The following is a 22099-nucleotide window of genomic DNA, read 5'->3' on the forward strand; positions in this document are numbered from 1 at the left end:
ACGTCCTCAAGAACCTCAGTAATGAACTCTAATTCTTCATCTGTCTTTCCATCAATCACGCTCATACAAACCTCGACTGACTTAGACATAACTTCGGATAAGCTTTGCCAACATTGTTTTGTCAGAGGATGATCTCCACCCTAAGCTTCGAGAATTCGATCCTCTCCTTTATTATTTCTTTAGCTTGACTCAGGTATTTTTCCATATTCCCTTTCAATGCCTTTAAACACTTAACGCCTCGATCACCTGGCCAGTGTAGTGGAGCAATATTTATGGTAAAAGAGCGGAGCGATACCATAAATATTGCAGAGCGTAACTGGCTCCGCGTGCATAGAATTGTTAGGAGTTTTCATCGCTTAGTTCACTATCCAATGCGCCTATAAATTTAGTATTCCATTCTGTAGCACCGGTTCTCCAGCTCGAAGATTCCATAGTTGACCTTCCCGCAGGAAGGTAGTGGCTGTCACTGGGCTCGAACAATCGGTGAAATGGAAAACTATACGGAGATCCTATCCAGGAATTTCCGTCGTTGAGCTGCTTTACGTGAAAGGCATAGCAACCGAAATTATTGTCGGGACCCGCACCTACAAAAGATGGGAGCCACATTATTTGTATTTCTCCATCGCCATCCCAACCCATGTCACTAAATCTATTCTTAACTGCGGAAATCAAGCTATCTTTTTCGGGCCAACCTCCTAAAACTTCATCTGCTTGCCTCATAAAAGTCAGATCGTCAAGATATTCATAAGAATAGAAGTGCCAGTAACGCACTCCATCAGCAGTTCCAAGTCTATTCTTCCAATTCATTTTCAATGTCGCGATGAACCCTCAATGCTCCTAACGCCTAGCTCACCGGAAAAATGCGAGGGCAGCGAGTATTTTGTCCGGTGTAGCTATTTGTTAGCAGTTTATGCACTGTCTTTGGTACCTGAAAATAAGCCTTTGATCCACTTCCAAACGAAAACAAAAGGCACAAAAATAAGAAACCATAATTTCTTAGCAAAGATTGCCAGCAGCGCTAGCAAGCCTGCGCTTGTTTTCGCAGCGGCTTTACCAGTTATAAGCTTGTAAGCCAGAGCACCGGCCCCAACTGCGGCTAGCGTGTCTGTTCCCGGAACATAATCGGCGTATTTTGAACCTTCATCATACTGATACGCTGCTAGAGATGGGGATAAAGATGTTTGAGCATTTGCAAATTGACTAGGGTTGCCCATCCAGACTATTTCGGAAAAACCCTTACGGCCTAATTTCATGGCTTTTGCATTTACAATTGAGCTTCCTTCACTTGTATGTGCGGATATTGCCCAGTAAACAATTGCGTGTGCTTTATCTAGGTATGGCTCTTGCGCCCAGCCATCAACATACAATTTTGGATAGCCTTTTTCCTTTATTTTATTTGCAGCTTCCGTACTACTTTGAATTTCTTTTAGCAATTCATCTTTATCAATATGCTCTTCCCAGTCATCCATTTTTACATAGCCGATATCATGATACGTAAAAAGTACTTGTGTATCTTGGCTAGGGCCCTCGACACGAACGATTATGGCATCAGGCTTAAAGCCATCGTGCCCTTCAGAGATACGCATATATTTATGCGCCTCTGCGCCCTTGAGTAAATACTCGTCTGAATTTGTAGTTACTGAGGCATTCGAGCCAGCCAATTGATATTTTCCAGGTTCCACTTGCCAGTCCAGAGCCTGGATTTGCTTGATCATGGTATCTTCATCCAACGCTACTGCTTGTGTAGCAACTACGGCAAGCAGAAGAGTTGAGAAAACCCATTGTAGGTAACTCGTGCTACCGTAATTCGTTAACATGACAATTTTCTCCATTTTTTTACTGCTAAAACTCGGTTTAGGGGCGGCTGGAGCGTAGCGTAAGCCGTCCCAGTCGCGTATTTCGCGGCGATTACAACCGCTTGTTATGTGGCCTCACATGATTGCCCAACAAGTGAACCAGGCTGCGCCGCAAACGGTAGCCAGCTGATACCACAGACTTCTACCTTTAAGAAGCGCAATACCCCCAACAAGAAAACCAATAGCTGCCGGACCGAACACATAACCACCCAACATTGCCCAGCCTTCACAATCTGGCGTTCCCTCGGGAAAAGTGACTAAGCCGGTGAGTGACCACCCTGCTACGATAACGAAGATTATCCCCATAAGAATGAGAGAGAGCGCAACCAGCTTTTTATAGTTCTTATACGCCTGGATCTCGCTGACACATAACACTTGTTTATTAGCCCGTGATCGATTAATGAAATTATCTTATCTTTTTTCACTAATAAATTCTTCTAGGTGATCTTTAAAAATATATTTATCGTAGTTAAAAAAGCTAGCAGGAAAAAATGGTAAGAAGTACCAGCCAACCCAAACATTTGTTTCACTATCAAAGGTTCTAATTGACTCGCCATATTCAATTTTTACCTGTCGATTTGCACTCGTTCCTTTTATTGGTATAACGTATAACGTGAGAGCAGCAATAATACCCGATCCGGCACCAGAAGACACATAAGAGTCTATTACAGTAATAATCATATCTGCTTCTTGCTCTTCTGTTGCCAAAGATGCGATACAACCCTTTTTGTTAAAAACTTCTTTTGTCCAATCTATGTAGTCGTCAGGGTTGATTCGACCTTTTTTTTGATATTCTTCCGGTAAAACATGAACCTTAAACAGTAGCCGACAATCAGAACTGTTTAGGGATATTGGTTCACCTTTTATTTCTTTGATTTTTGATTTATCGAAAGAAACCGCGCATCCATTCAACAGCATACAAAATATAGCGATCAAAATATAAACACAATTTGAATTACGCCTTAGAGAATACAATTTAGCTAATAGACTCATTCGATATTATTCACTCTGATTTCGTCAACTTTTTGCTCATAACATTTGTATATCGCGCATGCGCGTTTTTCCATTCTAATATTTTGAAGATAGTTCCTCCAGCCCACTGTTTCCAGTGTAAAACCCCAGAAAGTCAAACTACCTCACTTACAAGAAACCGTGCGTGCGCATATACACTTTCTTGGGGGTCTCGTTATCACAACAAGCCAGATCCCAACTTATTGAATCAAAGCACTTTCCAGAACCAGTTTCCATTAAGGCTGAGAGCCTACTGCGCAGGCGTGAGGAGGAGCGCCCTCCTCAACCACAAAGATACTTACACGAGATCAACCTCTCGTCGCCTCCTTCCCCTGTCCAGTTAACCGCCTCGCGGGCCTCCGCTATGGTGTAGCTGCGCAGCACGTCATCCTCCTGGCGCATGCCAATACCGGGTCGGCTTGAGGTGACAATGTAGTCGCCGATCTCGATGTCCCCGCTTTCACCACAAACCAGGATCTAACCTTCCCCCAAGGCGTTCATAATGCCAGCGGTATACGTGTCCTCCAGCTCCGCAAACTCGTCGTCCGTCATGTCGAAGTGTTCCGGGTTAATGGCGGTGGCGGAAACGTAAACGCCAGCCTTGCCACGCTGCCGCGGCTTCGATGACAGGCTCGCTTCATGCAGTACGTTGGATAAATCCCGGCGGTTGATGACCTCGCCATAGACCAGGATTTGCCCTGGCTTGGGCTCGCTGCCAGAACGCAATAAGCAATCGTGCGCGCCGGTGAAGGGTCCATAGTCTCCAAAGTTGGCGTAAACCGCGTACTTGTTACCCTGCGCATTCACCCCTACCCCGCCTGCGCTGCTCGCCTTTATGCCCATAGATATCGGATCATGCGACATATTGAGCGCGTATATCGCAGGACTGGTCCGTGCGGTCTGTGACTCATGCACCGCAAACAGCGGCATCCCCGTATTCGATTGCGCCATGATCGCGACCGTATCGTTCGAGTGAGCCAGTATGCCCGCCCGACGGTTGCCCGGGTTCAGGTTCCCCACTTGCATCACATACTTGTCGCCTCCAACCGGTCGTATGCCGATGCTCGCCAGCTCCTGAATCGACCCGTCTCCCTGATCGCCGTAGAAGTGGGCTTCATTGGTGGCCGAGGACAGAACAATCCGCTTGCCGCCGCCGGCGGTCTGCATGGTAGAGCCCGTCACCGTAGCGCCAGTAATATTGGTTCCGTTAATGGCGCCGCCATTAATGGTGGTCCCCGAGATATGCGTCCCTTGGATCGTTCCGCCGCTGATCGTGGGCGCGTTCAGGCTGACGCTCGCCGCCACGCTGGTGGCCAACACATCCCCACGCACGGACAGCACAGAGCCGTTCCAGCTCAGGCAGTTATTCGCCGCGCTGGCGTTCAGGGCGAAGTGGCCGTTTCGGTCCATGTAGGTGGTGAAGCGGCTGCCGTTATGAAATCCAAGGTAGTCCGCCGTCAGGTTCAGACCGGGCGTAGCGCTATCGGAAAACCGTTGCGGAATGCCGGACACTTGCCCCCAGTCCGCGCCTTTGGTGGCGCCGTCCTGAATGCCTTGCAGCTTGCCGGCTTCCGCTGCGTTGATGGACGACAACGAATTAGGGCGATCCAGCAGGGCGGAATACCCTTTGCTCCCCGCCGCAATGTTGATCTGGCCAAATACTTTGAAGGCTTTTTCTGACTGATCCCAGATCGCATAAGAGCCGCTTTGCTCGCTGCCAAGCAAAAGGTCGCCGTTTTCCCTAACCTCGAATATGGGCGCGCTCACCGCGCTGGCTTCCAGCACATTGAAATAGCCGTCGCGCTTGAGCGGTCCCAGGATCACTTTGGAGCCGCCGTACTCGCTGACGACATTGCCGCGCACAATCAGGTTGTCGCCGTCGCTCAGCTCGCCCGCCGGGTTGAAGGCCTCCGTCTTGAAACTGAATTCCGGCGTCAGTTCACCGTCGCCAAACTCATCCGCGCCCAGTAACCGGAAATAATAGGTAGTGTCCGTCTGCAAGCCTTCATGGATCACCGGGTTGGTGTAGCCGTCATACACCAGGTTATCCGGGCTGGGTGTAAAGCCTTTCACCGTTGACCGGTAGACCTTGATGGATTTGAAATCCGGGTCAGTGATGTCAGTCAGATAGGTGCGCGCCGTCCCGATCCCGGCGACCGTATTGTTGACGGTTACCTTGGGCGCCGGGTTGGACACGCTGATAACAGCCGTTTGCCCAGTCTGGTTCTGTTTTCCCCAGGGGCGCACGCTCAGGCCAATATCTCGGCTATTGCCGTCCTCCAGGTTCATATTGCCGGTGTAGGTGTAGCTTCTACCGGTAATGTACTCCCGGCGCACCTGCAGGCCTTTGTGGTAGACGGTTATCTCGTAGAAAGCGAAGTGCGCCGACCTTCAGCAGGTTCCCGGCGTTTAGCTCACGCACATAGGAGCCGCTGGACATGATCGCCGTGCGACGACGCAACCCCATTTCCCCGTTGGCGTAAATAGGTGAAAACGCCCCCATCATCAACAGCAGTTGCTCCTCGATGAACTTCTTGCCGTCGATCTTGGTTTGTCCGCGCACCACCGCCGGCAAGCCTTTGTCTGCATCGGTCACATCCCAGAGGTCTGCTCCGATATTAATAAAGTCGGACGTGCGCACATATTGCGGATCGACGCCCAGATGCCAGTGGTCCGGGTGGCGCTTGCCGGGATAGCCGTAGATGTAGCCGGTCAGTAATCCATCAGCAGCATGGGCGCCGGCTGCTCGATGTAGACGTATTCCTCCACCTGCGGCGCGTTGTCGGCGTTGGTGTCCTCGGACTTTTTAACCGTCGCCACCAGATGCTTGGTCCCCAGCGCGCCCCACTCACAGCCCCAAAAGGCGGTGGGAGTTGTGTATTTGTAACGCACGATGCAACCGTTGGGCATTTTGAGATAGCCGACGGTCTGGTTAGGCGCATCGGTAATGCCGCTCCCGCGTGGCTGGTAGACAGGCGCAAACCCTTCCGTGGAATACACTTGAATCACGTCGTTATTCCCCACGGCGGGCACCGCCAAGCCGACTTTTTTAACGTCGAAGATATCTTTGCGCAGCGTACGTTGCACATCGGCGCAACTAAACGATCAGGAACTCGGCGTCCTCGATGATCTGCGTGGCCACCAGGACAAAGTCCGACCACGCCAAACCACGCTCGCCGACCCAGACGCGCACGCGTTTGCCGCGCAGGCCTTTCCCATCGTCCAGCTTGGCTTTTTGCAGCGCGCTCAGGTTGTGGTCCAGCGCGTCAAACTCAAGGCTACCGATGGACGCCAAGCCTTTATCGGGCTGGATTTTTTGCGACGTGCCGGACAAGGTGCGGGCGTTCAGCACGCCGTCATACACCACGCCGGACAAACCAGAGACGGGACAGCTAGTCAGATACACCACGTCCTCGTTGGCGCGGTCGAACGACAGCTCGACCACATAGACGGGCGACACGCTCTCGCCGCTCCAGGCGGAGACGAATTCGCTATTACTTTTCTCATTTGGAATTACATCAAGTTGGTGGGATGCTGCGCCTGTGTACTAACGCTTGATAATGCAATAACATGCCGCGCTTATTTTTTATCGAGAGCATTAATGATGCAGAAAGTACATAAGGAAATGATTTATTCCGCTATTCAACGCTTTTTCATAGGCATGACCGTTATTTTCACCCTGTTGCTCATTTCAACAATCTATAATCTTGACCTATCTTCTGCCGACTCTGAGAAGCAAAGCTTTAGGCTGCTTGTTCTCGCCGGTCTTTTCCTGCTCAGCGCTGGTTTCGGAGCCGCCGCATGGGTAATGCATAAGAAAAGAAAACACGGCTTTAATGTTAATGATGTTTCTTGGCACCATATGATAGACGGGGACTGACTCCATAAAGGTCAGCCTTAAACTATCCTCAACTTCAAGGTATACCTGAAATAGTCTGTCGCGCCGTAGCGTTCCTCCTTCCAGGTAATCGGGTCCAGCATAGCGGGTTGTAGCGGGCTCGCTCGGTCGCCATACAGGCTGACCATAAAGCTCTCGCCACCGCTAACGGACCCCAGAAACTCCCGCATTTCCGCCAGCGACATGGCCGGGCGCGATAAAGCGCCTCGCAACATACTCGATGTACATTTACAGTCCTCTTAGTTGTTGCCCGTTGCGGCTGTTGGCTTCCACGATGACAATGTCCCGTAAGTGCGGCGGAATGGCGTCGGCGATCAGGCAGGGGTCGCCGTTAACCGATCCGTTAAGCTGAAAAATGATCTGCGCACCCTCACCTTTGCCGCTGGCGGGTCCACTGGGGATCATGGGTTGTGGCGGCTGGTAGGTGTTGGTCGGCGCTCCGCCTCTGTCGGCGCTGACGGTTCCGCTTCCGCCAAACTTCTGCGACTTGAGCTTTTGGATTTGCACGGCGGCGGCGATCACGGACGTGGCCGCAAACGCGGCGCCCACAATAGGACCGCCGATCTGCGCGCCTTTGTTATAGGAATGCACGGCGGCTTCATAGACCTGCCACCAGGGCGTTGGCGATGGTAGCTTTTTCCCGATCTCAAAAAGCTTCTTGCTCTTCGTTTCCATCAAGGTGGAGAGGTTGCCGAGCATGCCGGTCATGACCGACACCCGTTCCTGATGCTCCGCCTCCCCCAGAGCTTTACGCTTGTCCTTCTCCCGTTTCTCGCTCTCCGTTGGCGCTGGCATGAAGTTGCATAAATCCCTGAGCGTGGGTGGAACGCCCCTTAAATTGGTGTCTGAAGACGTGCGCTTGGCGTTGTTCAGTCCTGGGCGCGCCGTGTTTACGGTGCAGGCGGACGCGCCCTTGTCGGGCGTGGTCCAGTTCGCCCTAGGCTATGACCCCAACGCCTTACAGCGCTTTTTTATCGGTTACGTGGAAAGCTGTACGCCCCTGGACAACCAACAACAGCGGGTATTTTGTCGGGAGCTGACCGCCACGTTAAACCGACGCTTAGCGCTCAATCTGCGCCACGTCACGCTAAATGAAACCCTGGCGGAGATCCGCCAGGACACGGGGCTGACTTTCGTGACGCCGCCGGAACCTTACGCGACCGCCAAGGCGCCGGCGTTTTATTCCTGGGGCGGCGGTTACCACTGCATGGACGCCTTGCCGGAGGTGTACGCCATCCCGCACATGATCTGGCAACAGCAAGGCGACGGCGCGGTCTACGTGGGAAGCTGGGCGCACAGCTACTGGGCGACCCGGCCCCTAGAGATCCCGACGAACTTATTAAACGGCTTCGGCGTGGCTCACCGCGCCCGCATGCCAGCAACGCCGAAACTCCGCCCAGGCGTTTGGCTGAATCAAACCCATTACGTCACCCAGGTGTGCCTGGCCGACAATCATATGAATCTGACCTGGAGTGCTGCGCCGTGGACGAAGAGATTAAAAAGATAGTGTTAAGGATGTTTCCAGAGCTGAGCGGCAACTTGCATCTGCCGCGCTTGGCCAAGGTGGTGGCGATCAGCGACCCACTGCAAAAGCCGGAACTCTGCGACCGCTTCCGCCCCCGCTACGCTGTAGACGTACGCATACTGACACCCCTGGGCGAGGAAGACCCAGAACTTCCCCTTTTTCGTTGTGTGCCGTTGCTGGCATCCTGTGGCGGCATTGAGCGCGGGCTGTATGGTTTCCCGGAACCCGGGACCATCGTAGAGGTGGCGTTTGCTTACGGCCTCCCGGACCAGCCCTTTATCCGCACAGTGCTGGGACAGGGCTTAGGCGCTCCAGGCGTCCAGCCGGGTGACCTGGTGTGGCAGCAATCCGAAACGGTGCGCCAGCGCGTCAGCGCCAAAGGCGACTGGCTGCGGGAAACGCACGAAGACATAACCGACAAAAGCGCCCGTCGGTGCGTGGACGCCCTGGACAATCAGGAGCGTTACCAGAACAGCCGAACCGAGGTCAGCGAACATAGCGCGGAGCATATCGGCAGCGTGAAGACGGTAGAAGCCCTGGGGGCGTTAAAACTGCTGAGCGGCGGCCACGCCAACCTGTCGGTGGCGGATAACCTGAACCTGACCACCGCCGCCGACCTTAACCAAGCGGTCGCGCGAAATCGGAAAGCATCGATCCAAGGCGACGACAGCGCCACCGTGGGCGGCTCGCGCTCCGCGACGATCTCCGGTAGCGACACGCAGACCAGCGCCAACAAAACCATAACCGTTCAGGGAAGCCATACCGACATCGCCAGCGCAGCCAGGAAAATCCAGGCGCAAATCATAGAACTAAAAGCCAGCGCCGCTGTAACCATCCAAGCGCCGGCTATCGCCATCGGCGGCGGGGGCGTGGATGTGTTGCAAGTTATTGCGGATCTGATCGGGGGTGGTTCAGGAGTTGGCGGCTACGACGGCGGGCCACTTCTACCTTTAAAATGTAATTTCCAGCATGCCAGTTAAAATTTTTATTAAAAATCTCAATTAGTGGTTTTACAATTTCATCTCCAGCAATAGAAAAGTGATTATCTCCTTTGATTTATTTTTTCCTTAATATATCATTCCTAATATTGTTCTCAGCCATAAAATATTTCTCATCAGTCACTCTGTCAAAGTAGTTAAGAAATATAACTGGGCGCCCCACTTTTATCTAGCTTTAGACTAAAGGGAGTTAGCAATATCTGTTGACCATCACTTGATTTTGATAAATAAGTCTGCGCTGGCAACTCCATTTCTAATTTTGAATCTCGATATATTTTTGAAACAATTTTTTTTATCCTAATAATGCGCCCACCTGCATTTCTAATTATTAAATAAAGTTTCAAGTTCGGATTCCCTATTTTATTGGCTAATAGTATCTTGCTGCGAACATCAAACTCTAGTTTTGCTCTTCTTATTAAAACATGGATTGGAGAAAGTTGAGACAATGCTAATGCCAAAAAGGATATAACCACAGACCAAAATTTCAAATCCATTAATATTTGACTTAAATTCATTTCATTTCCTCCAACATGCACATTAAACTTTTACAACAATCTAACAATGGTTAACAAATAACAAATTGTACCGTTAATAATATATTCGCACTTGTTTTGATATCAATAGCGAATAAGAAACGATAAAAATCTATGATTTTTCGTAAGCCACTTTTACACTACCATCTTGCAGTTGAATCAATGTTAAATAACCAGATTTTTCCTTTCCTATATCAATATTTGCAAATGCAGCATTACACACCACCTCCCCCTCTGTAATATCGGTATACTTGATACGCTTTATGTCGTAAAGCTGAGTTTCAAGAATATATTCAACATACATAAAAACTTCTACGGCTGGATATTCTTTTTCCAAGTCAACATCTATAACCTTAAAGTCTTTTGGGTGGAATTTTACTAGCTCTCTATATGTTTTATCTGACTCAAGCCCATCTATAGAAATTTTATTAACATGAGATATGGCATTTATTTTCATAATATTTTTGTTAAATTCATTTCCATTAGATAAAATTATTTTTGGATTTTTTATGCCATTTACAAACTCGAAGTCTATATTTATTTTAAAGTTACATTTTGTGACAACCTTTCTAAGCACGACGATATTAGCCAAAGGCAGCCACTCTAAACTTTCAAGGTCTTCCATGTGAAGACAACTTATATTATAGAACTCAGCTTTCGTTAATGCTGGCTGGGTAAACCCAGATGAAGATACTATTATCCCTTTGTTAATATTAAGACATCCTAACTTTGCCCAAAACTCATCTACTACTTTAACATCTACTTTGGCCTTCCAATCTTTACACTCAATGGCAGTTAGCCGCTTATGTCGACCAGATCCATAACTTATTAGAACATCAATCTCTCGCTTTTCTCCGGTAGTCTTATCAATAAGGTATGCTGGAGATAATACTGTCGCACCTATTTCGTGAGTATTTTTTTCTAAGACCTTTACAAGCCTTTCTAATTCTCTCCCCTTTCTTGCCATTATGATCCTCATTGGGTTACGCTAAGGAATTAAAATTCTCGCAAATATTCAACTTAAAAATATTTAATTTAATTTATGCTCATCAAAAAACATGGACAATAGCAATTTAATAACCACCGAGAAAAATCATTAATTATTTAAATTATATTCATCACCGCTTTCTCTTTCACCCTCTTGTAATAGAGAATTATCCAACAGTATAAGAATGCAGTCAGTCAAACCCAGATAAATATCCGAGGTACGCACAAATTTAATTTTTAATCCCACTTTATCATCGCACACAACCAAACGTAGATATGCATTTTCATTATTGATTAATATCTTTTATAAGTGCGCACCATCATTTATTTAACTTCTTCTATATTAGAGAAACTGTTAATTCCAAATAGTATAAGACAAGTATAGATCAGCATGCTTTATGCGAAAGGTATCGATACAATTTTTTGAGGACGCTACTTGGCTTACCTGTACCCAAAAACTGAACTCCTAATCACTCCTCCCCACGCCTGCGCGATTTGAGTAAATGCCAGTTTGTGAAATTGGGGTTAGGCCCTAAGCCCCAAAGGGGACAGACTTTGGAAAGATCAGGATTTCAGTTACTGAATAATTTGGAACTAAGTTGTAACAGTTAATCTGGTGTAAGACGTCGTGATGGGGACAGGTATTTTTTATATTTTACTGTATACAAATACAGCTTATTTCTCACATGATTGGAAAGTCGCACGCTTTTTCGTAGCGAATGGCTCGATTTTCTGATGATGTTGTCCCGAAAAATGCTTTGATTCAATAATTTGCGAGCTAGCCTGTTGTGATAACGAGACACCCAAAAAAAGTGTATATGCGCACGCACGGTTTCTTGTAAGTGAGGTAGTTTGACTTTCTGGGGTATTACACTGGAATCAGTGGGCTGGAGGAACTATCTTCAGAATATTGGAGTGGAAAAGCGCGCATGCGCGATATATAAATGTTAGGCAAATGAGGGCTATGGCTACAGATATCACGCAAAAAGATTTTGAAATTTTGGCCATGCTCAGATTACGGCTCAATCCTGGAAACTGTTCCTTCTATCATGAGCTCTACAATAGTTGTAGAAATATAGAGATATTGCAGCCTAGCCATAATCATTACTATCAATGGAAAAAGTTTATTCGGAAGATAGGTAAAAGGCTCGTATTGATCGGTTTACTTGATATCGCGCCCTTAGCTTTGCATCAGGCAAGGTCTCCTCTTCCACTGCATATGCAAAAATATGCGTTGTCTCCGGGCGAGCTTGAACGACTGGAAATGATCGTTAAGTTTTTGAATGAATGGGTGCAAAGTGGCGATGAAAAGATAAAGATTAAGCTCAGGCTGTTTCTTCCTGAACGCGAGCCATATAGTTTTGGCGGTATCACTACCGCACCTACACATTATATCAATTGGCTGCTTCTTATATTAGTGGGTAAAAAGAAGTTTACGTACTACACGAATAGAGCTATGCACACCGCTATGAGCTTAGGGCTGCAAACCAATTCTATCGATTGGTGTGTTGAGGAAAAAATAGCCAATGAAATTTTGGCAAAATATGCCTAACAAATCGATGCACGCGGAGCCAGTTACGCTCCACAAGCCATGCATTCGCTGTGCTCATAATAGCATGGCTTGCTCCACTACACTGGCCCGGTGATCGAGGCGTTACTGTATATGAGCTTCAGAGCCGATCTAAAAAAAAGTGGAAAGTCACAAGAGCCTTTTTAGGTGAAGCACGCGAGTTGCTATGTGAGTGCCGTGGGATTGGCAAGTTCATAGCCGAATATGATGAATACCTAGACCATAATGAGCTTGAGCTGGCTCTAGATATGTTGGAGGAGGCCGCACTTGAAGCAACAAACCAGCCTCCACAGAAGGTTTGGTCAAAGCTAAAAGAAGCAGCAGAATCAATGGGCCTAAATGATCGTTGTGAATTCTATGACCAGCAAATACGAAACAGTTAACAAACGCAAGCAGGCGACGCAAAATGCGCGCGCCTGCTACGGGCGTTATGTGCTTCGACATTATGAATAGCAATCAAGATTTAACAAAGGGCTGCGCAGACAAATACCCATTGCATGGCTTGTATATTTTTCGTAATGAGGACACTTTTGAGTCCATTGCCATTTGTGATCACGACTTTGAACCTATTCTTGAAGCATTATCTCCAGGGCCGGATGGTTGGGAAGGGTTGGCCTACGAATACCATTGCAATGAGACATGGAAAGAAGCACCTTGGCACGTATGTAACGTGGATTTAGCTTATAACCAGGTAGTCTCTGGCGCTAAGGTATGAGTCGAATATTTCAATAAAGATAATATATCAGAACTGTTACAATTCCTTAGCAAAGCTAAGAGTCTTGATTGTCGGGTTAATATTAAATATGAATGGGGTGGTACCTAGATCGCACATAACCAAGCTATCTACCGGACTCCATTTCGTCGCTTGGTTTTTGTGCTGAGTAGCACAAAAAACCCCAATCAACTACAATTCGCCGGTAAGAGTGGCGTTAGATGCTATTCAACACATAAACTTAACGGGGAAAACAATGATATTTTTTGGCACTAGAGGAAAAACAGTATCAGGCCAGGTAATTGAAGGCACTCAATGTCCTAACTGTGAAAATCAACAATTTATTACATTTGGTATTATTCGATATTTTCACCTTTACTGGATTCCAACGTTTCCAACGTCGAAAACAGTTGGCATTGAATGTACCCATTGCAAAAGAACCCTTGTAGATAATGAGCTTCCGCCGGAGCTGGCCAAACAAATCAAAAAAACTGTGTTTAACAAAAAAAATGTTATTCCAATGTTTTCTGGTTTGATTATTATTGCCTGTTTAATACTATATGGTGTTTATGCAGCTCAGCAATACGACATTCAAGAAGCGGTATATATTGAACAACCTGCTGTAAATGATCTTTATATTGTAAACTTCACCAAAATATTCACCGACGTAGACCCAAAATACAAATATGGGCTAATGAGAATTAAGCAAATATCTGCAGATCAAGCCGAATTTCAAGTAAGCAAAATTGCTTACAATAAAATATCTGGTGTCCGCAAGGATATTAGAGAAAGAAAAACGTCCTCAGACTCATACTATGATAGTGAGCCTCTATACATAGATATTGGCAAGCTAAAAAGCATGAAGGATACAGGAGCGATTTATTCAATAGATCGCATATAACAAGGCGCTGCACTCGGAAATAATATGGAAAACGGTTCAATTAAAGTAATAAAACAATCAAATTCAGATATTGAATTTTCATTTATATCAGGAAAAGAGAAGGATGCAGCCGAATATTTGGTAAAATACATCAGTAGTGGTGGCGAGATCTCATTGGCAAATAACGAAGACGAAGCAGGCGAAGGAATAACGTCAATTATATATAAAGATGGTGTGTTTCTATTCAAGAACGCTGGGCATGGCTGGACCGGTGATTGGAATGTAATATCTCAGGAGGATTTGAAGGCAATGATTGTTAAGTTGGCGCCTCATAATGATGGTAGTCATTGGAGTCTAGTTGGAAGGTTGCGAAAATGCTAACAAGTAGAGCCAGCATCGCCCCTGCGGGGCTGGCCCTCCGTTTCGGCGCTTCGCGCCTACACAACGGCCGCTGCTTTAGGCGTTATATTTTATGAATGAGATCGTAGAAAAATACCCCAAGTGGAAAAAAGTACTCATAGCCGGTTGGGTCTTGGTTATTGCGGCTTTGATTTTAGGCCCTCCCGTTAGTATCCCTCTATTTATAATTGGTGGTGTAATGGTTGTAGTTGGGGGTAACTTAAAAAGGCGCTCGTTACCACCACCGGTTCCACTCTCCCAGTTGCCTGGCAAGGCTAAGGTAATTTTTGCTGGTATACCCACTATTTTTATCTTGTCCGTATCGGTTTTCACAGGTTTTGAAAATGCACTCATTCATGGTGTTGGCCTGTTTCTTCTGGCATATGCCATTGTTGGCTTAGTTGAACTTAAATTTGGTCCATTTCTTGCAACTTGGGCTACTCGCTGGGATAGCATGGCGTCTTGGAAAAAAGGTCTTATATCACTAGTTGTAATAATCGGCTCATTAGTCGCAGTTGTTTTAATGATGCCTTTGGTTGCAAAGGTTCTATATGGATAAATATAACAAAGGTAGGCAAAATCGCCCGCAAAAAGCGCGGGCTGGACGCGCTAACGCTCGCCTTTGCTACCGGCGTTATGCAAGCTAGGCTCAAGATAAGGGCATTAAATGAACCTAATAAGCAGTCATAAAGATATCAGGAAAAATATATCAATAGATAATTATGAAGAACTTGTTTGTGTGCAAAAAGCAAAAACTAGAATTGGGTTTTGTGTTCAAGGATGGTCTGTTGATGATAGGATTCAAGAACTTGAGGAGCTAGAAAAAGATTACGGTTTTGTATTCATGGCTGAGAAGGAGTGGCTCCTAGATTACAGAGACAAAGGGAAGCAGCCCGTATATTCTCTTTGGCTTAAGGAAAAGATGTGGGATCTTCTAGCTAGTAATATTTATATTATTGAATATGATGGAGATCCAAGATGGTGGCCGGAAAAGGTAGTACAGTTTTCAGTTGAAACGAAAGGGTTATTATTTGAGTTTAGTGAAGAGCTAGAAATTGATTGCATCTTTCCTAAAACATTAGTGATTAATGTCCCATATATAAACGAATCGGTAAGTTTGCCACATTTAGTGGTTGCTTATGAACTAATCCATGATTTTGAATATATTCTTCAATCTATCAGCATATATAAAAACGCCAACATGGAGGTCGAGAGTATAGATATACTTTCAATGGACGATCCTCACGCATGGCTAATAAATCAAAACGGAGATGGTTGCGTATGGGATATGCCGGTGCGGGGTCGTAAATAACGCGTAACAAACGTATGTACCTGGACAAAGGAAATTATGATCGAATATATACGTAGAAAACTGATTGGCCTGATCGCAAGGGATATGCTTTCTTATTGTACTTTCTGCGGCAAAAAAGAAAGTGAAGATCTAGAACTGGTTAAGGGGCCCTGTGTAACCATTTGTAAGGAGTGTGTAGAAACAGCAATAGATGTTCTTTCAGTAAAAAACAAAAAAATATATTCGAGTGATATGTGTCTTTTTTGCTATTGCCGAAAAGCAGAAGATAATCCGCTCGTTGGTGATGGTTACTATTCTATTTGTAGTGGTTGTGTTGAACAAAGTGCACTCCAATTTATTGAGTCAGGTCATGAGTTCACTGATATATCAAAAAATGAAAAAACATAACAAGTGCCAGCATGTTCGCACAGCAAGCTGTGTTGGACTTGTGTTTCTTCGCAACCCAAGCCCATGTGACAGGCGTTATGCCTAGAGAGATCATGACTCAAGAAGAAATATCTATCTATGTAGCATGGTTTGCTCAGGAGTTTGGAGCAATATCGAGGCAAGAGTTTCTTGAAGAGGTCTATAGTGTAGTTAGAAATTGGCAAGTGCCTAGTTCATGGGTATTAGAGTATCTGTCCAGTGATGAGTGGGCGCATTTATACGAAAAAGATGAGTTTGAATCTAACCACCAACTAATACTAGAAATATTGAAGCTTGCGTTTTTGAGATTCTCGCTACAGCCTGTTCAGTTGAAAAATGCTCTAGAAAGGTTCTTTCTTTGTGAAGAGCATGGTGGTTTTGAATGCCCTGATGAGAAGCTTAATCAAATATATGAGTCTTATCAGGCACCCAAATTAGAGCTTGAAGAAAGTAAGTTGCAGCAAGAGCTTTCCCGATACTTTGAAAGCGCATAACAAGTGCAGGCAACATCGGGCACTGCGTGCCCTGGACAGCCTTTCCGTGGCTTCGCACCAATCGTTTCACTCCAAGTCTGCCGTTGCTGCAGGCGTTATATCTAATGAATAATGGTTTCAATCCAGACGGTTTTCTTGTTGTAGGGCAGTTTCAATCCACGCCCTCACACGGAGGGCGACCCGGTACTTGTCGGACGCGTGCCCGTGTAGTCGCGTTTCAATCCACGCCCTCACACGGAGGGCGACTCCCCCACTATAGCCCGCTGTTTTCAATAATGTTAATCACGCTTTTTCGCTAACCTCTCTTATTTCGGACATTAGAAAGCCCCCTATTTGATAGGACAAAAAGAAAATATCGTAATTTCAGCATGCTATGACAGCGCTAACCTGTCAGGGGTTTTATGAGAACCAGAGGTTAGCGCTTGGGTATGGCATGAACAATAATCGCCAGCGACCAAGATAAGATTTCAGGCTTTGGAATAAGAAATGGATTTTGTAGGGACAAGCTGGTGTCGACACTCTGCCAACGTTTTGAGAGACAGAAAAAATTGCGTTGACACTTTGTTGACACTTAGCCGATTTTTGGCAAAGCTTGGTCAACTGAATTAGACATCAACAATCTGAAAGTTACTGATTTATAAGGGAAATTTGGTGCCCGGGGCCGGGGTCGAACCGGCACGGTATCAAATACCGAGGGATTTTAAGTTTGTTTGGGGTGCGCCTGCCACCCCTATAAACTATACAAATCAATAGGTTACGATTCACATAGTTATCATACCCAAGCCCCAAACCATAGTATGTGCGACCAAACTGCGACCACTACTTTGAGTCGGAATTTCAGAATGTAGGAAATTTCTCACGCACTATTAAGAGCAATACTATTTCCACCCTCCTCCCTGACGATTAATATGCCCGGCCATATTATTTACAGGGAGTATCCTCAAATGCCTGCAACAGATGCTAATCTCAGCCTACGAGAAATCACTGAAATCCTTCGCACTGAAAATCAGATCACTGAATACGCCTACGAATGGCTTATGGAACATTGCGACAGGCAGTTCTTTAAGCGCGAACTGAAAAACATTGTTAAACCATCACACGAGAATGACAAGGCCGCTTAGCACAAGCCCAGTAGTAGCGCCCCAGAGCGAACCTATACCTTTCGGACTAGCCACCACTGCCAATTGATCGATAGTCCTGAGCCGATAAAATCCCACCCTTTGTTTCAAAGTGTAACCGCCAAGCTCAGCCCACTGAGCCTACGCACTGAATTAGCTGTTTCTAGGGATGATCCTGAATGCGCGCCAATCGCTGGTTTGAAATTAAGCACTGGACAGACATCACGGTCGCAGATCTACCTTATGTTGAGTCGCCCTTTTTCGCTTCTAGCTTCATTGAAAGAAGCCTACGCGACGACTTCAAGGCAAGTGACATTATCAGCAGCCTGTCTGGGTACTACTTCAGATCGACAAAAAGCGATATCCCTAGAAAAGGCGCACGTGGCTACAAGCAATGGCAAGAAGCCTTCACCAAAAAAGCTGGCTTAGGGGAAGTACTGCTGGTCTACAAGGACAAGCAAAAGCCATTCTGCTCAGTTGTTAAGGAAACAGAAGAAGGCCTCACCCCAGAGGGTGATAGCTTTGCTCTGGCAAACAGGCTTATTGCTCGCGCCAATCCCGCACCACCGCCACCTCCAGCAGTAACTGGCAAAGTTTCTGAAGTAACTCAGCTTAATGGAAACGTTGGTTGGGCAAGCGCCCCACGGGAAAATAAAAGCTATCAGTCACCACCTCCTGCTCCACGCTCTGAAAAGCAAGAACCCCCTGCTCAGTCAAATGAATCAGAAAGTGCTGCTGTAAACAAAAGTAGCCAGACTCAAACACTAGAAGATGCAGCCCAAAAAGGAACTCCTTTTTGCGAGGTTTGTGAGGGCCAAAAGGCAGCAGAAGAAAATTTATTTTCAGAGTTGAGCTCACCAGCACCTGCGCCAGAGATTCTGCATGACAAGGAAAACGTACCGCCAATCTTTAGCAATATAATCAATAAATTATGCAAGCTTTCGCCAACGCTTGATTTTAATCTTGAAATGTTGAACGCAACTGGCTGGAAGGTGGATCTAACAAGCTCACAGGGCAAAGGCACTGTTTGCGATAGGAAGGATAAAAAAATATTTTTTGATACTAACGAACTTAGCGACAAAACTGCTTTCTGTAGAAACCTTGCTCACGAAACTGGACACGCAATGAACCTCCCGGGACGAGCTAAATCTCCAATAGGCATCAGCAAAGAGGAGTTCGTTAACGCTAATCTTAAGCTAATGCTTGCGGACGAGGGCGAAGCCACGCTAGCAAATATGGATGTCAGAGCAGAGATTCTCGAGACTGACGGTGCCGACATTGGCGTAGCTGGATCTCAGGAAACAGAGTACTTGAAAATATACGACGAATATTGTGCCGGCAACATTACACGACAAGAAGCAAGGGAAAAGATCGGCGAGATCTATGCCGACAAAGAGAAGCCAAGTGGAGCAAAAGGCTTAACTTACAGAGAGCACTACGGAGCACGTTGCGCGAGATTCTATGACGACTATCATGGTCTTTCATAGTCTGCGTTTTTTCTAGCTGCTCGATTATTGCACAGGGGAACTATCATGGCCGAATCAGAAGTATTCAATAAAGCTTTAAAGCTAACTCAGATTGAGAATTTAAAGCTAACTGACATCGAAGAAATTTTCGCCACAAAGCTAACAGAAAGTGATTATAAGGGTGTCATCCTGTTAGGAAAAAGAAGGACGTTCACTGGAACTGTCGAGGATAGTCTTTCCCAGATTAGCAGCATCGAAGTTGACTGCTTCGAACAGAACCCTTCTGAGTGGGGAAATATTTCCCTAATCTTACACCAGGATTTAAACAAAAGAATACAAGAACTAATTGATACAGAAAAATACGAATCAAGCTTTGAAATGAACTCTGAAACACTTGATGCAATCATGATATTTCATGTCGGAAAGCATGAAATAATGTTTGTAACAAAAGAGGATGAGAAATATCCAAGCACTGTCATTGTGAGCATTAAGCGCTGATCTCATTACATAACTCACAATACTCCATAGCGAAGACATGAATAGCACACCAAGTTTCAACATATTAAAAAATCAATGCCAGAATTTTAGATTTTACTATGCAATAGTTGACTGTGCTGCTGACCCTGAGTTATTTCGGTTAATAAAAGGAAGTGGCTGCGAACACTCCAGTCTTATCCTTGCTGATGAGAATAGCGACTTAATAAAAGCATCTCCACACATTGTTTCTTTAAGAGCTTGCGTTTTCACCTCGAATTTATTTTCCAGAGGTTGGGGTAATAGCTGGGCTTCTTTTGTTGCAAGTAACTTGAGCCTACCCAATATAGTCAGCCACTTCCGAAGAATCGCAAAAGTAAGGGGACCAAAAGGAGAGAACTGGTTTTTTCGATATTACGACCCAAGAGTATTACGTGTTCTCCTAACAACTTTAGACGTAGCTCAGATGAAAAGAATAATGGGAGATATCGGTGCGTTTTGGATGGAGGATGACGACCCTAATGTTGCGTTAAGATTTATCTCAACAGACACCGAAATATGTAGACGAAAGTTTTATCTTGCAGAGCCAGAAAACAAAGATTTAGAAAAGTTCACTATTCAAAATTTCTACCCAGATGAACGCCCCAATTCTAAGACTACAAGATCAACCCTAAGAATTAGGAAAGACCAATGCGATGATCTTGCAACCGCCGTTGTAAGAAAAGAGTTTATTAAAGAGCTAGTCAACGACTTTAAGCTAGCTTTCCCCGTAAAGCTCCATAAAACATCGCACTCAGAGCTGCGCTTACTAGTAGCAGATGCATTAGACACTTTCACAAAGATTGGTTTAGACACTCGTGGCGATGCATATAAATTCATTAGGCTATGCGTAAACCTTGGCTGGGATTTCCTTGAGAATCCAAAAACAAGCTGGGTAAATGAAGGTTTTATCAAAAACGAAGCCTTAGGGGCACCGACGAAGCGATTTGAGATGCTTTACAACTATTGGCGTCATGGCTTTCACAATAGTATTGAGGCTAACGAAGAATGAACTCAGATGAATTAGGGTCTAAAGAAAAAAGTAAAGAAAGCATTGGAAAAGTTGCTTCAGAATGTCCTATAACCTCGGCTGACGAGTCTGGGCTAGATGCTGGCAAAAGTATTAACTCTCTCCTTGATAAAGCTGATGAGGCATACCAACGAGCTGAAGATACTTTTGAGGAGTACTTAGATACTCTTTCTCCAGCTAAAAGAGTTGAACACTCGATGAAGTGCGTTGCTGCAGATGGCTACATAGCACTGAGTGGTTACCAAGAAAATAAACCTGCCCCCTTTGTTAATGTTAACGGAGAGCAGTCTTTAGATTTCTTACAAAAACATACCAAGCAAAGCCCCGATGAGAATGCAGTCAAAGAGTACAAAGTTAGAGGACACTATTCGGACAAAGGGGTAAAAGGTAAGCACTTCGCTACACACTCCGAAAAGCAGCTACTGATGCTTCATCACATGGATGGCGACCACAGACCTATCGGTGTTACACGCGATCAATGCGGCGACTGCCGAGAAGCCTTTCAGTCATTTGCTTATCATAATGACGTTACAGTCGTTGTAAGAGACCCTAACTTCTACAGGATTTACCAGCCAAGTGGAATGGTGGAAGTATATGACCTCGATAGAAAGCTTGTGCATAAAACCAGCGTAGACAAAAATGGGATGGTAGAGCCCCCGTCTGCAAGCACAGTCGCTGCACATTATACAGGCCGCCCCTGGTAATTAAGCCTAAAGGACCACTATGTTACCTAAAGAACTAAACGACCAAATTGCAAAAGCAAAAGCTTATTTAACCAATGACCCTCACGGGGATCTGCCGCTGCACCAGAGAGCTCCTATTTTGCGCTTACTAGGTGATGGCAGAGAAGACATGAAAGCCCCATACCCATCCTACCTTCCCGGTCATATCAGACGCTACACCTTGATGAAAATGTGTGCGGAGAAAGTCTTCTTTGTTTGGGAGAATTATTTCCAGATTGATAGAACTCCACAAATCACTTTAGGTGAGTCCGACAAATATATTCAACGGGGTTTTCCACCTACACGGGCAGAAGTAAAACCTCTTATTAACCGTTTGCTGGCATGCGTAGAAAACGACCCTGATGCTGGGGCTGCAGCTATGCCGGGCTGGGCCGCCGCTTATGCTTTTTTACTTTCTGAGTCTGACACCGATATCTGGACCAGAGATGATGCTGCAACTATGGAAGACCTTGATTCAGAAATTTATGGATGGACTGGCGACTTTAATGCCAGTCTGGCATATGCGAACGGACCTGTTGGCAATGACGATTCTGACGACTCAAAGCGTCGCGAGTTCTGGGAATGGTATCTCAACCAAGCAGTTGAAGAAGCCTACGAGAGCGTAAGCTAATACTTGATTTTAAGCTGGGGTATTCGTACCCCAGCTGTA

28 protein-coding genes are annotated in these 22099 nt (G+C 45.8%); 17 read left to right on the plus strand and 11 right to left on the minus strand.

Annotated elements, in window-relative coordinates; genetic code table 11:
• Positions 1-339: 339 nt before the first annotated feature.
• The 7 genes from ONV78_RS28810 to ONV78_RS28840 all read right to left on the minus strand — a co-directional run bounded on the left by ONV78_RS28810 (position 340) and on the right by ONV78_RS28840 (position 6327).
• Positions 340-807, minus strand: a complete 468-nt coding sequence (locus ONV78_RS28810; protein ID WP_279507960.1) for a hypothetical protein — start codon at positions 805-807, stop codon at positions 340-342.
• A gap of 101 nt (positions 808-908) precedes the next feature.
• Positions 909-1817, minus strand: coding sequence for a DUF2167 domain-containing protein (locus ONV78_RS28815; RefSeq protein ID WP_279507961.1), 909 nt, complete (start codon positions 1815-1817; stop codon positions 909-911).
• Positions 1818-2267: 450 nt separating this feature from the next.
• Positions 2268-2792: a hypothetical protein gene (locus ONV78_RS28820; protein WP_279507962.1), complete on the minus strand. Its 525-nt coding sequence runs from the start codon at positions 2790-2792 to the stop codon at positions 2268-2270.
• A 552-nt stretch (positions 2793-3344) separates the two neighbouring features.
• Entirely contained in the window at positions 3345-5204 is a 1860-nt protein-coding gene (locus ONV78_RS28825; protein ID WP_279507963.1) for a hypothetical protein, read from the minus strand.
• On the minus strand, positions 5179-5463 hold the full coding sequence (locus ONV78_RS28830) for a hypothetical protein (protein ID WP_279507964.1): 285 nt from the start codon (positions 5461-5463) through the stop codon (positions 5179-5181). Before ONV78_RS28830 ends, ONV78_RS28825 begins: the two co-directional genes overlap by 26 nt.
• Before the next feature lie 116 nt (positions 5464-5579).
• Positions 5580-5954, minus strand: a complete 375-nt coding sequence (locus ONV78_RS28835; RefSeq protein ID WP_279507965.1) for a hypothetical protein — start codon at positions 5952-5954, stop codon at positions 5580-5582.
• A gap of 10 nt (positions 5955-5964) precedes the next feature.
• Positions 5965-6327: a hypothetical protein gene (locus tag ONV78_RS28840; protein ID WP_279507966.1), complete on the minus strand. Its 363-nt coding sequence runs from the start codon at positions 6325-6327 to the stop codon at positions 5965-5967.
• A gap of 141 nt (positions 6328-6468) precedes the next feature.
• Between ONV78_RS28840 and ONV78_RS28845 the strand changes: the two genes are divergently transcribed.
• Entirely contained in the window at positions 6469-6747 is a 279-nt protein-coding gene (locus ONV78_RS28845) for a hypothetical protein (RefSeq protein WP_279507967.1), read from the plus strand.
• Positions 6748-6764: 17 nt separating this feature from the next.
• Here the strand turns inward: ONV78_RS28845 and ONV78_RS28850 are convergent, their stop codons facing one another.
• A complete protein-coding gene (locus ONV78_RS28850; RefSeq protein WP_279507968.1) occupies positions 6765-6980 on the minus strand; it encodes a hypothetical protein in 216 nt (71 codons plus the stop codon).
• Between the two features lie 13 nt (positions 6981-6993).
• Positions 6994-7560: a hypothetical protein gene (locus ONV78_RS28855; RefSeq protein WP_279507969.1), complete on the minus strand. Its 567-nt coding sequence runs from the start codon at positions 7558-7560 to the stop codon at positions 6994-6996.
• Between ONV78_RS28855 and ONV78_RS28860 the strand changes: the two genes are divergently transcribed.
• Positions 7559-8272, plus strand: a complete 714-nt coding sequence (locus ONV78_RS28860) for a hypothetical protein (protein WP_279507970.1) — start codon at positions 7559-7561, stop codon at positions 8270-8272. The genes ONV78_RS28855 and ONV78_RS28860 overlap by 2 nt on opposite strands.
• Positions 8248-9270, plus strand: coding sequence for a hypothetical protein (locus ONV78_RS28865; protein ID WP_279507971.1), 1023 nt, complete (start codon positions 8248-8250; stop codon positions 9268-9270). The genes ONV78_RS28860 and ONV78_RS28865 overlap by 25 nt, the downstream gene beginning before the upstream one ends.
• 155 nt (positions 9271-9425) lie before the next feature.
• On the opposite strand, the gene ONV78_RS28870 is transcribed toward ONV78_RS28865, so the two are convergent.
• Both ONV78_RS28870 and ONV78_RS28875 read right to left on the minus strand, forming a co-directional pair.
• Positions 9426-9803, minus strand: coding sequence for a hypothetical protein (locus ONV78_RS28870; protein WP_279507972.1), 378 nt, complete (start codon positions 9801-9803; stop codon positions 9426-9428).
• Positions 9804-9933: 130 nt separating this feature from the next.
• The gene (locus ONV78_RS28875; RefSeq protein ID WP_279507973.1) at positions 9934-10788 is read right to left on the minus strand and encodes a restriction endonuclease; all 855 of its coding nucleotides are present in this window, start codon (positions 10786-10788) and stop codon (positions 9934-9936) included.
• Positions 10789-11772: 984 nt separating this feature from the next.
• Here ONV78_RS28875 and ONV78_RS28880 point away from each other — a divergent pair.
• The 14 genes from ONV78_RS28880 to ONV78_RS28945 all read left to right on the plus strand — a co-directional run bounded on the left by ONV78_RS28880 (position 11773) and on the right by ONV78_RS28945 (position 22060).
• Positions 11773-12360, plus strand: a complete 588-nt coding sequence (locus ONV78_RS28880; protein ID WP_279507974.1) for a hypothetical protein — start codon at positions 11773-11775, stop codon at positions 12358-12360.
• 424 nt (positions 12361-12784) lie between these two features.
• Positions 12785-13093: a hypothetical protein gene (locus tag ONV78_RS28885; protein ID WP_279507975.1), complete on the plus strand. Its 309-nt coding sequence runs from the start codon at positions 12785-12787 to the stop codon at positions 13091-13093.
• 208 nt (positions 13094-13301) lie between these two features.
• A complete protein-coding gene (locus ONV78_RS28890) occupies positions 13302-13991 on the plus strand; it encodes a hypothetical protein (protein ID WP_279507977.1) in 690 nt (229 codons plus the stop codon).
• A gap of 24 nt (positions 13992-14015) precedes the next feature.
• The gene (locus ONV78_RS28895; protein WP_279507979.1) at positions 14016-14351 is read left to right on the plus strand and encodes a hypothetical protein; all 336 of its coding nucleotides are present in this window, start codon (positions 14016-14018) and stop codon (positions 14349-14351) included.
• A gap of 91 nt (positions 14352-14442) precedes the next feature.
• On the plus strand, positions 14443-14928 hold the full coding sequence (locus ONV78_RS28900) for a hypothetical protein (RefSeq protein ID WP_279507980.1): 486 nt from the start codon (positions 14443-14445) through the stop codon (positions 14926-14928).
• 108 nt (positions 14929-15036) lie between these two features.
• A complete protein-coding gene (locus ONV78_RS28905) occupies positions 15037-15681 on the plus strand; it encodes a hypothetical protein (protein ID WP_279507981.1) in 645 nt (214 codons plus the stop codon).
• Between the two features lie 36 nt (positions 15682-15717).
• Positions 15718-16068: a ClpX C4-type zinc finger protein gene (locus ONV78_RS28910; protein WP_279507982.1), complete on the plus strand. Its 351-nt coding sequence runs from the start codon at positions 15718-15720 to the stop codon at positions 16066-16068.
• Positions 16069-16079: 11 nt separating this feature from the next.
• On the plus strand, positions 16080-16580 hold the full coding sequence (locus tag ONV78_RS28915; protein WP_279507983.1) for a hypothetical protein: 501 nt from the start codon (positions 16080-16082) through the stop codon (positions 16578-16580).
• 944 nt (positions 16581-17524) lie between these two features.
• Positions 17525-17701 (plus strand): hypothetical protein, encoded by a 177-nt coding sequence (locus tag ONV78_RS28920; RefSeq protein WP_279507984.1) that lies wholly within the window; start codon positions 17525-17527, stop codon positions 17699-17701.
• 176 nt (positions 17702-17877) lie between these two features.
• Positions 17878-19185 (plus strand): hypothetical protein, encoded by a 1308-nt coding sequence (locus tag ONV78_RS28925; protein ID WP_279507985.1) that lies wholly within the window; start codon positions 17878-17880, stop codon positions 19183-19185.
• A gap of 45 nt (positions 19186-19230) precedes the next feature.
• The gene (locus ONV78_RS28930; RefSeq protein WP_279507987.1) at positions 19231-19662 is read left to right on the plus strand and encodes a hypothetical protein; all 432 of its coding nucleotides are present in this window, start codon (positions 19231-19233) and stop codon (positions 19660-19662) included.
• Between the two features lie 37 nt (positions 19663-19699).
• Positions 19700-20689 (plus strand): DUF4123 domain-containing protein, encoded by a 990-nt coding sequence (locus ONV78_RS28935; RefSeq protein WP_279507988.1) that lies wholly within the window; start codon positions 19700-19702, stop codon positions 20687-20689.
• A complete protein-coding gene (locus ONV78_RS28940; protein WP_279507990.1) occupies positions 20686-21411 on the plus strand; it encodes a hypothetical protein in 726 nt (241 codons plus the stop codon). The genes ONV78_RS28935 and ONV78_RS28940 overlap by 4 nt, the downstream gene beginning before the upstream one ends.
• Positions 21412-21430: 19 nt before the next feature.
• Positions 21431-22060, plus strand: a complete 630-nt coding sequence (locus tag ONV78_RS28945) for an Imm5 family immunity protein (protein ID WP_279507991.1) — start codon at positions 21431-21433, stop codon at positions 22058-22060.
• Positions 22061-22099: the final 39 nt, after the last annotated feature.

Source organism: Hahella sp. CR1 (assembly GCF_029813005.1).
Classification (GTDB): Bacteria; Pseudomonadota; Gammaproteobacteria; order Pseudomonadales; family Oleiphilaceae; genus Hahella.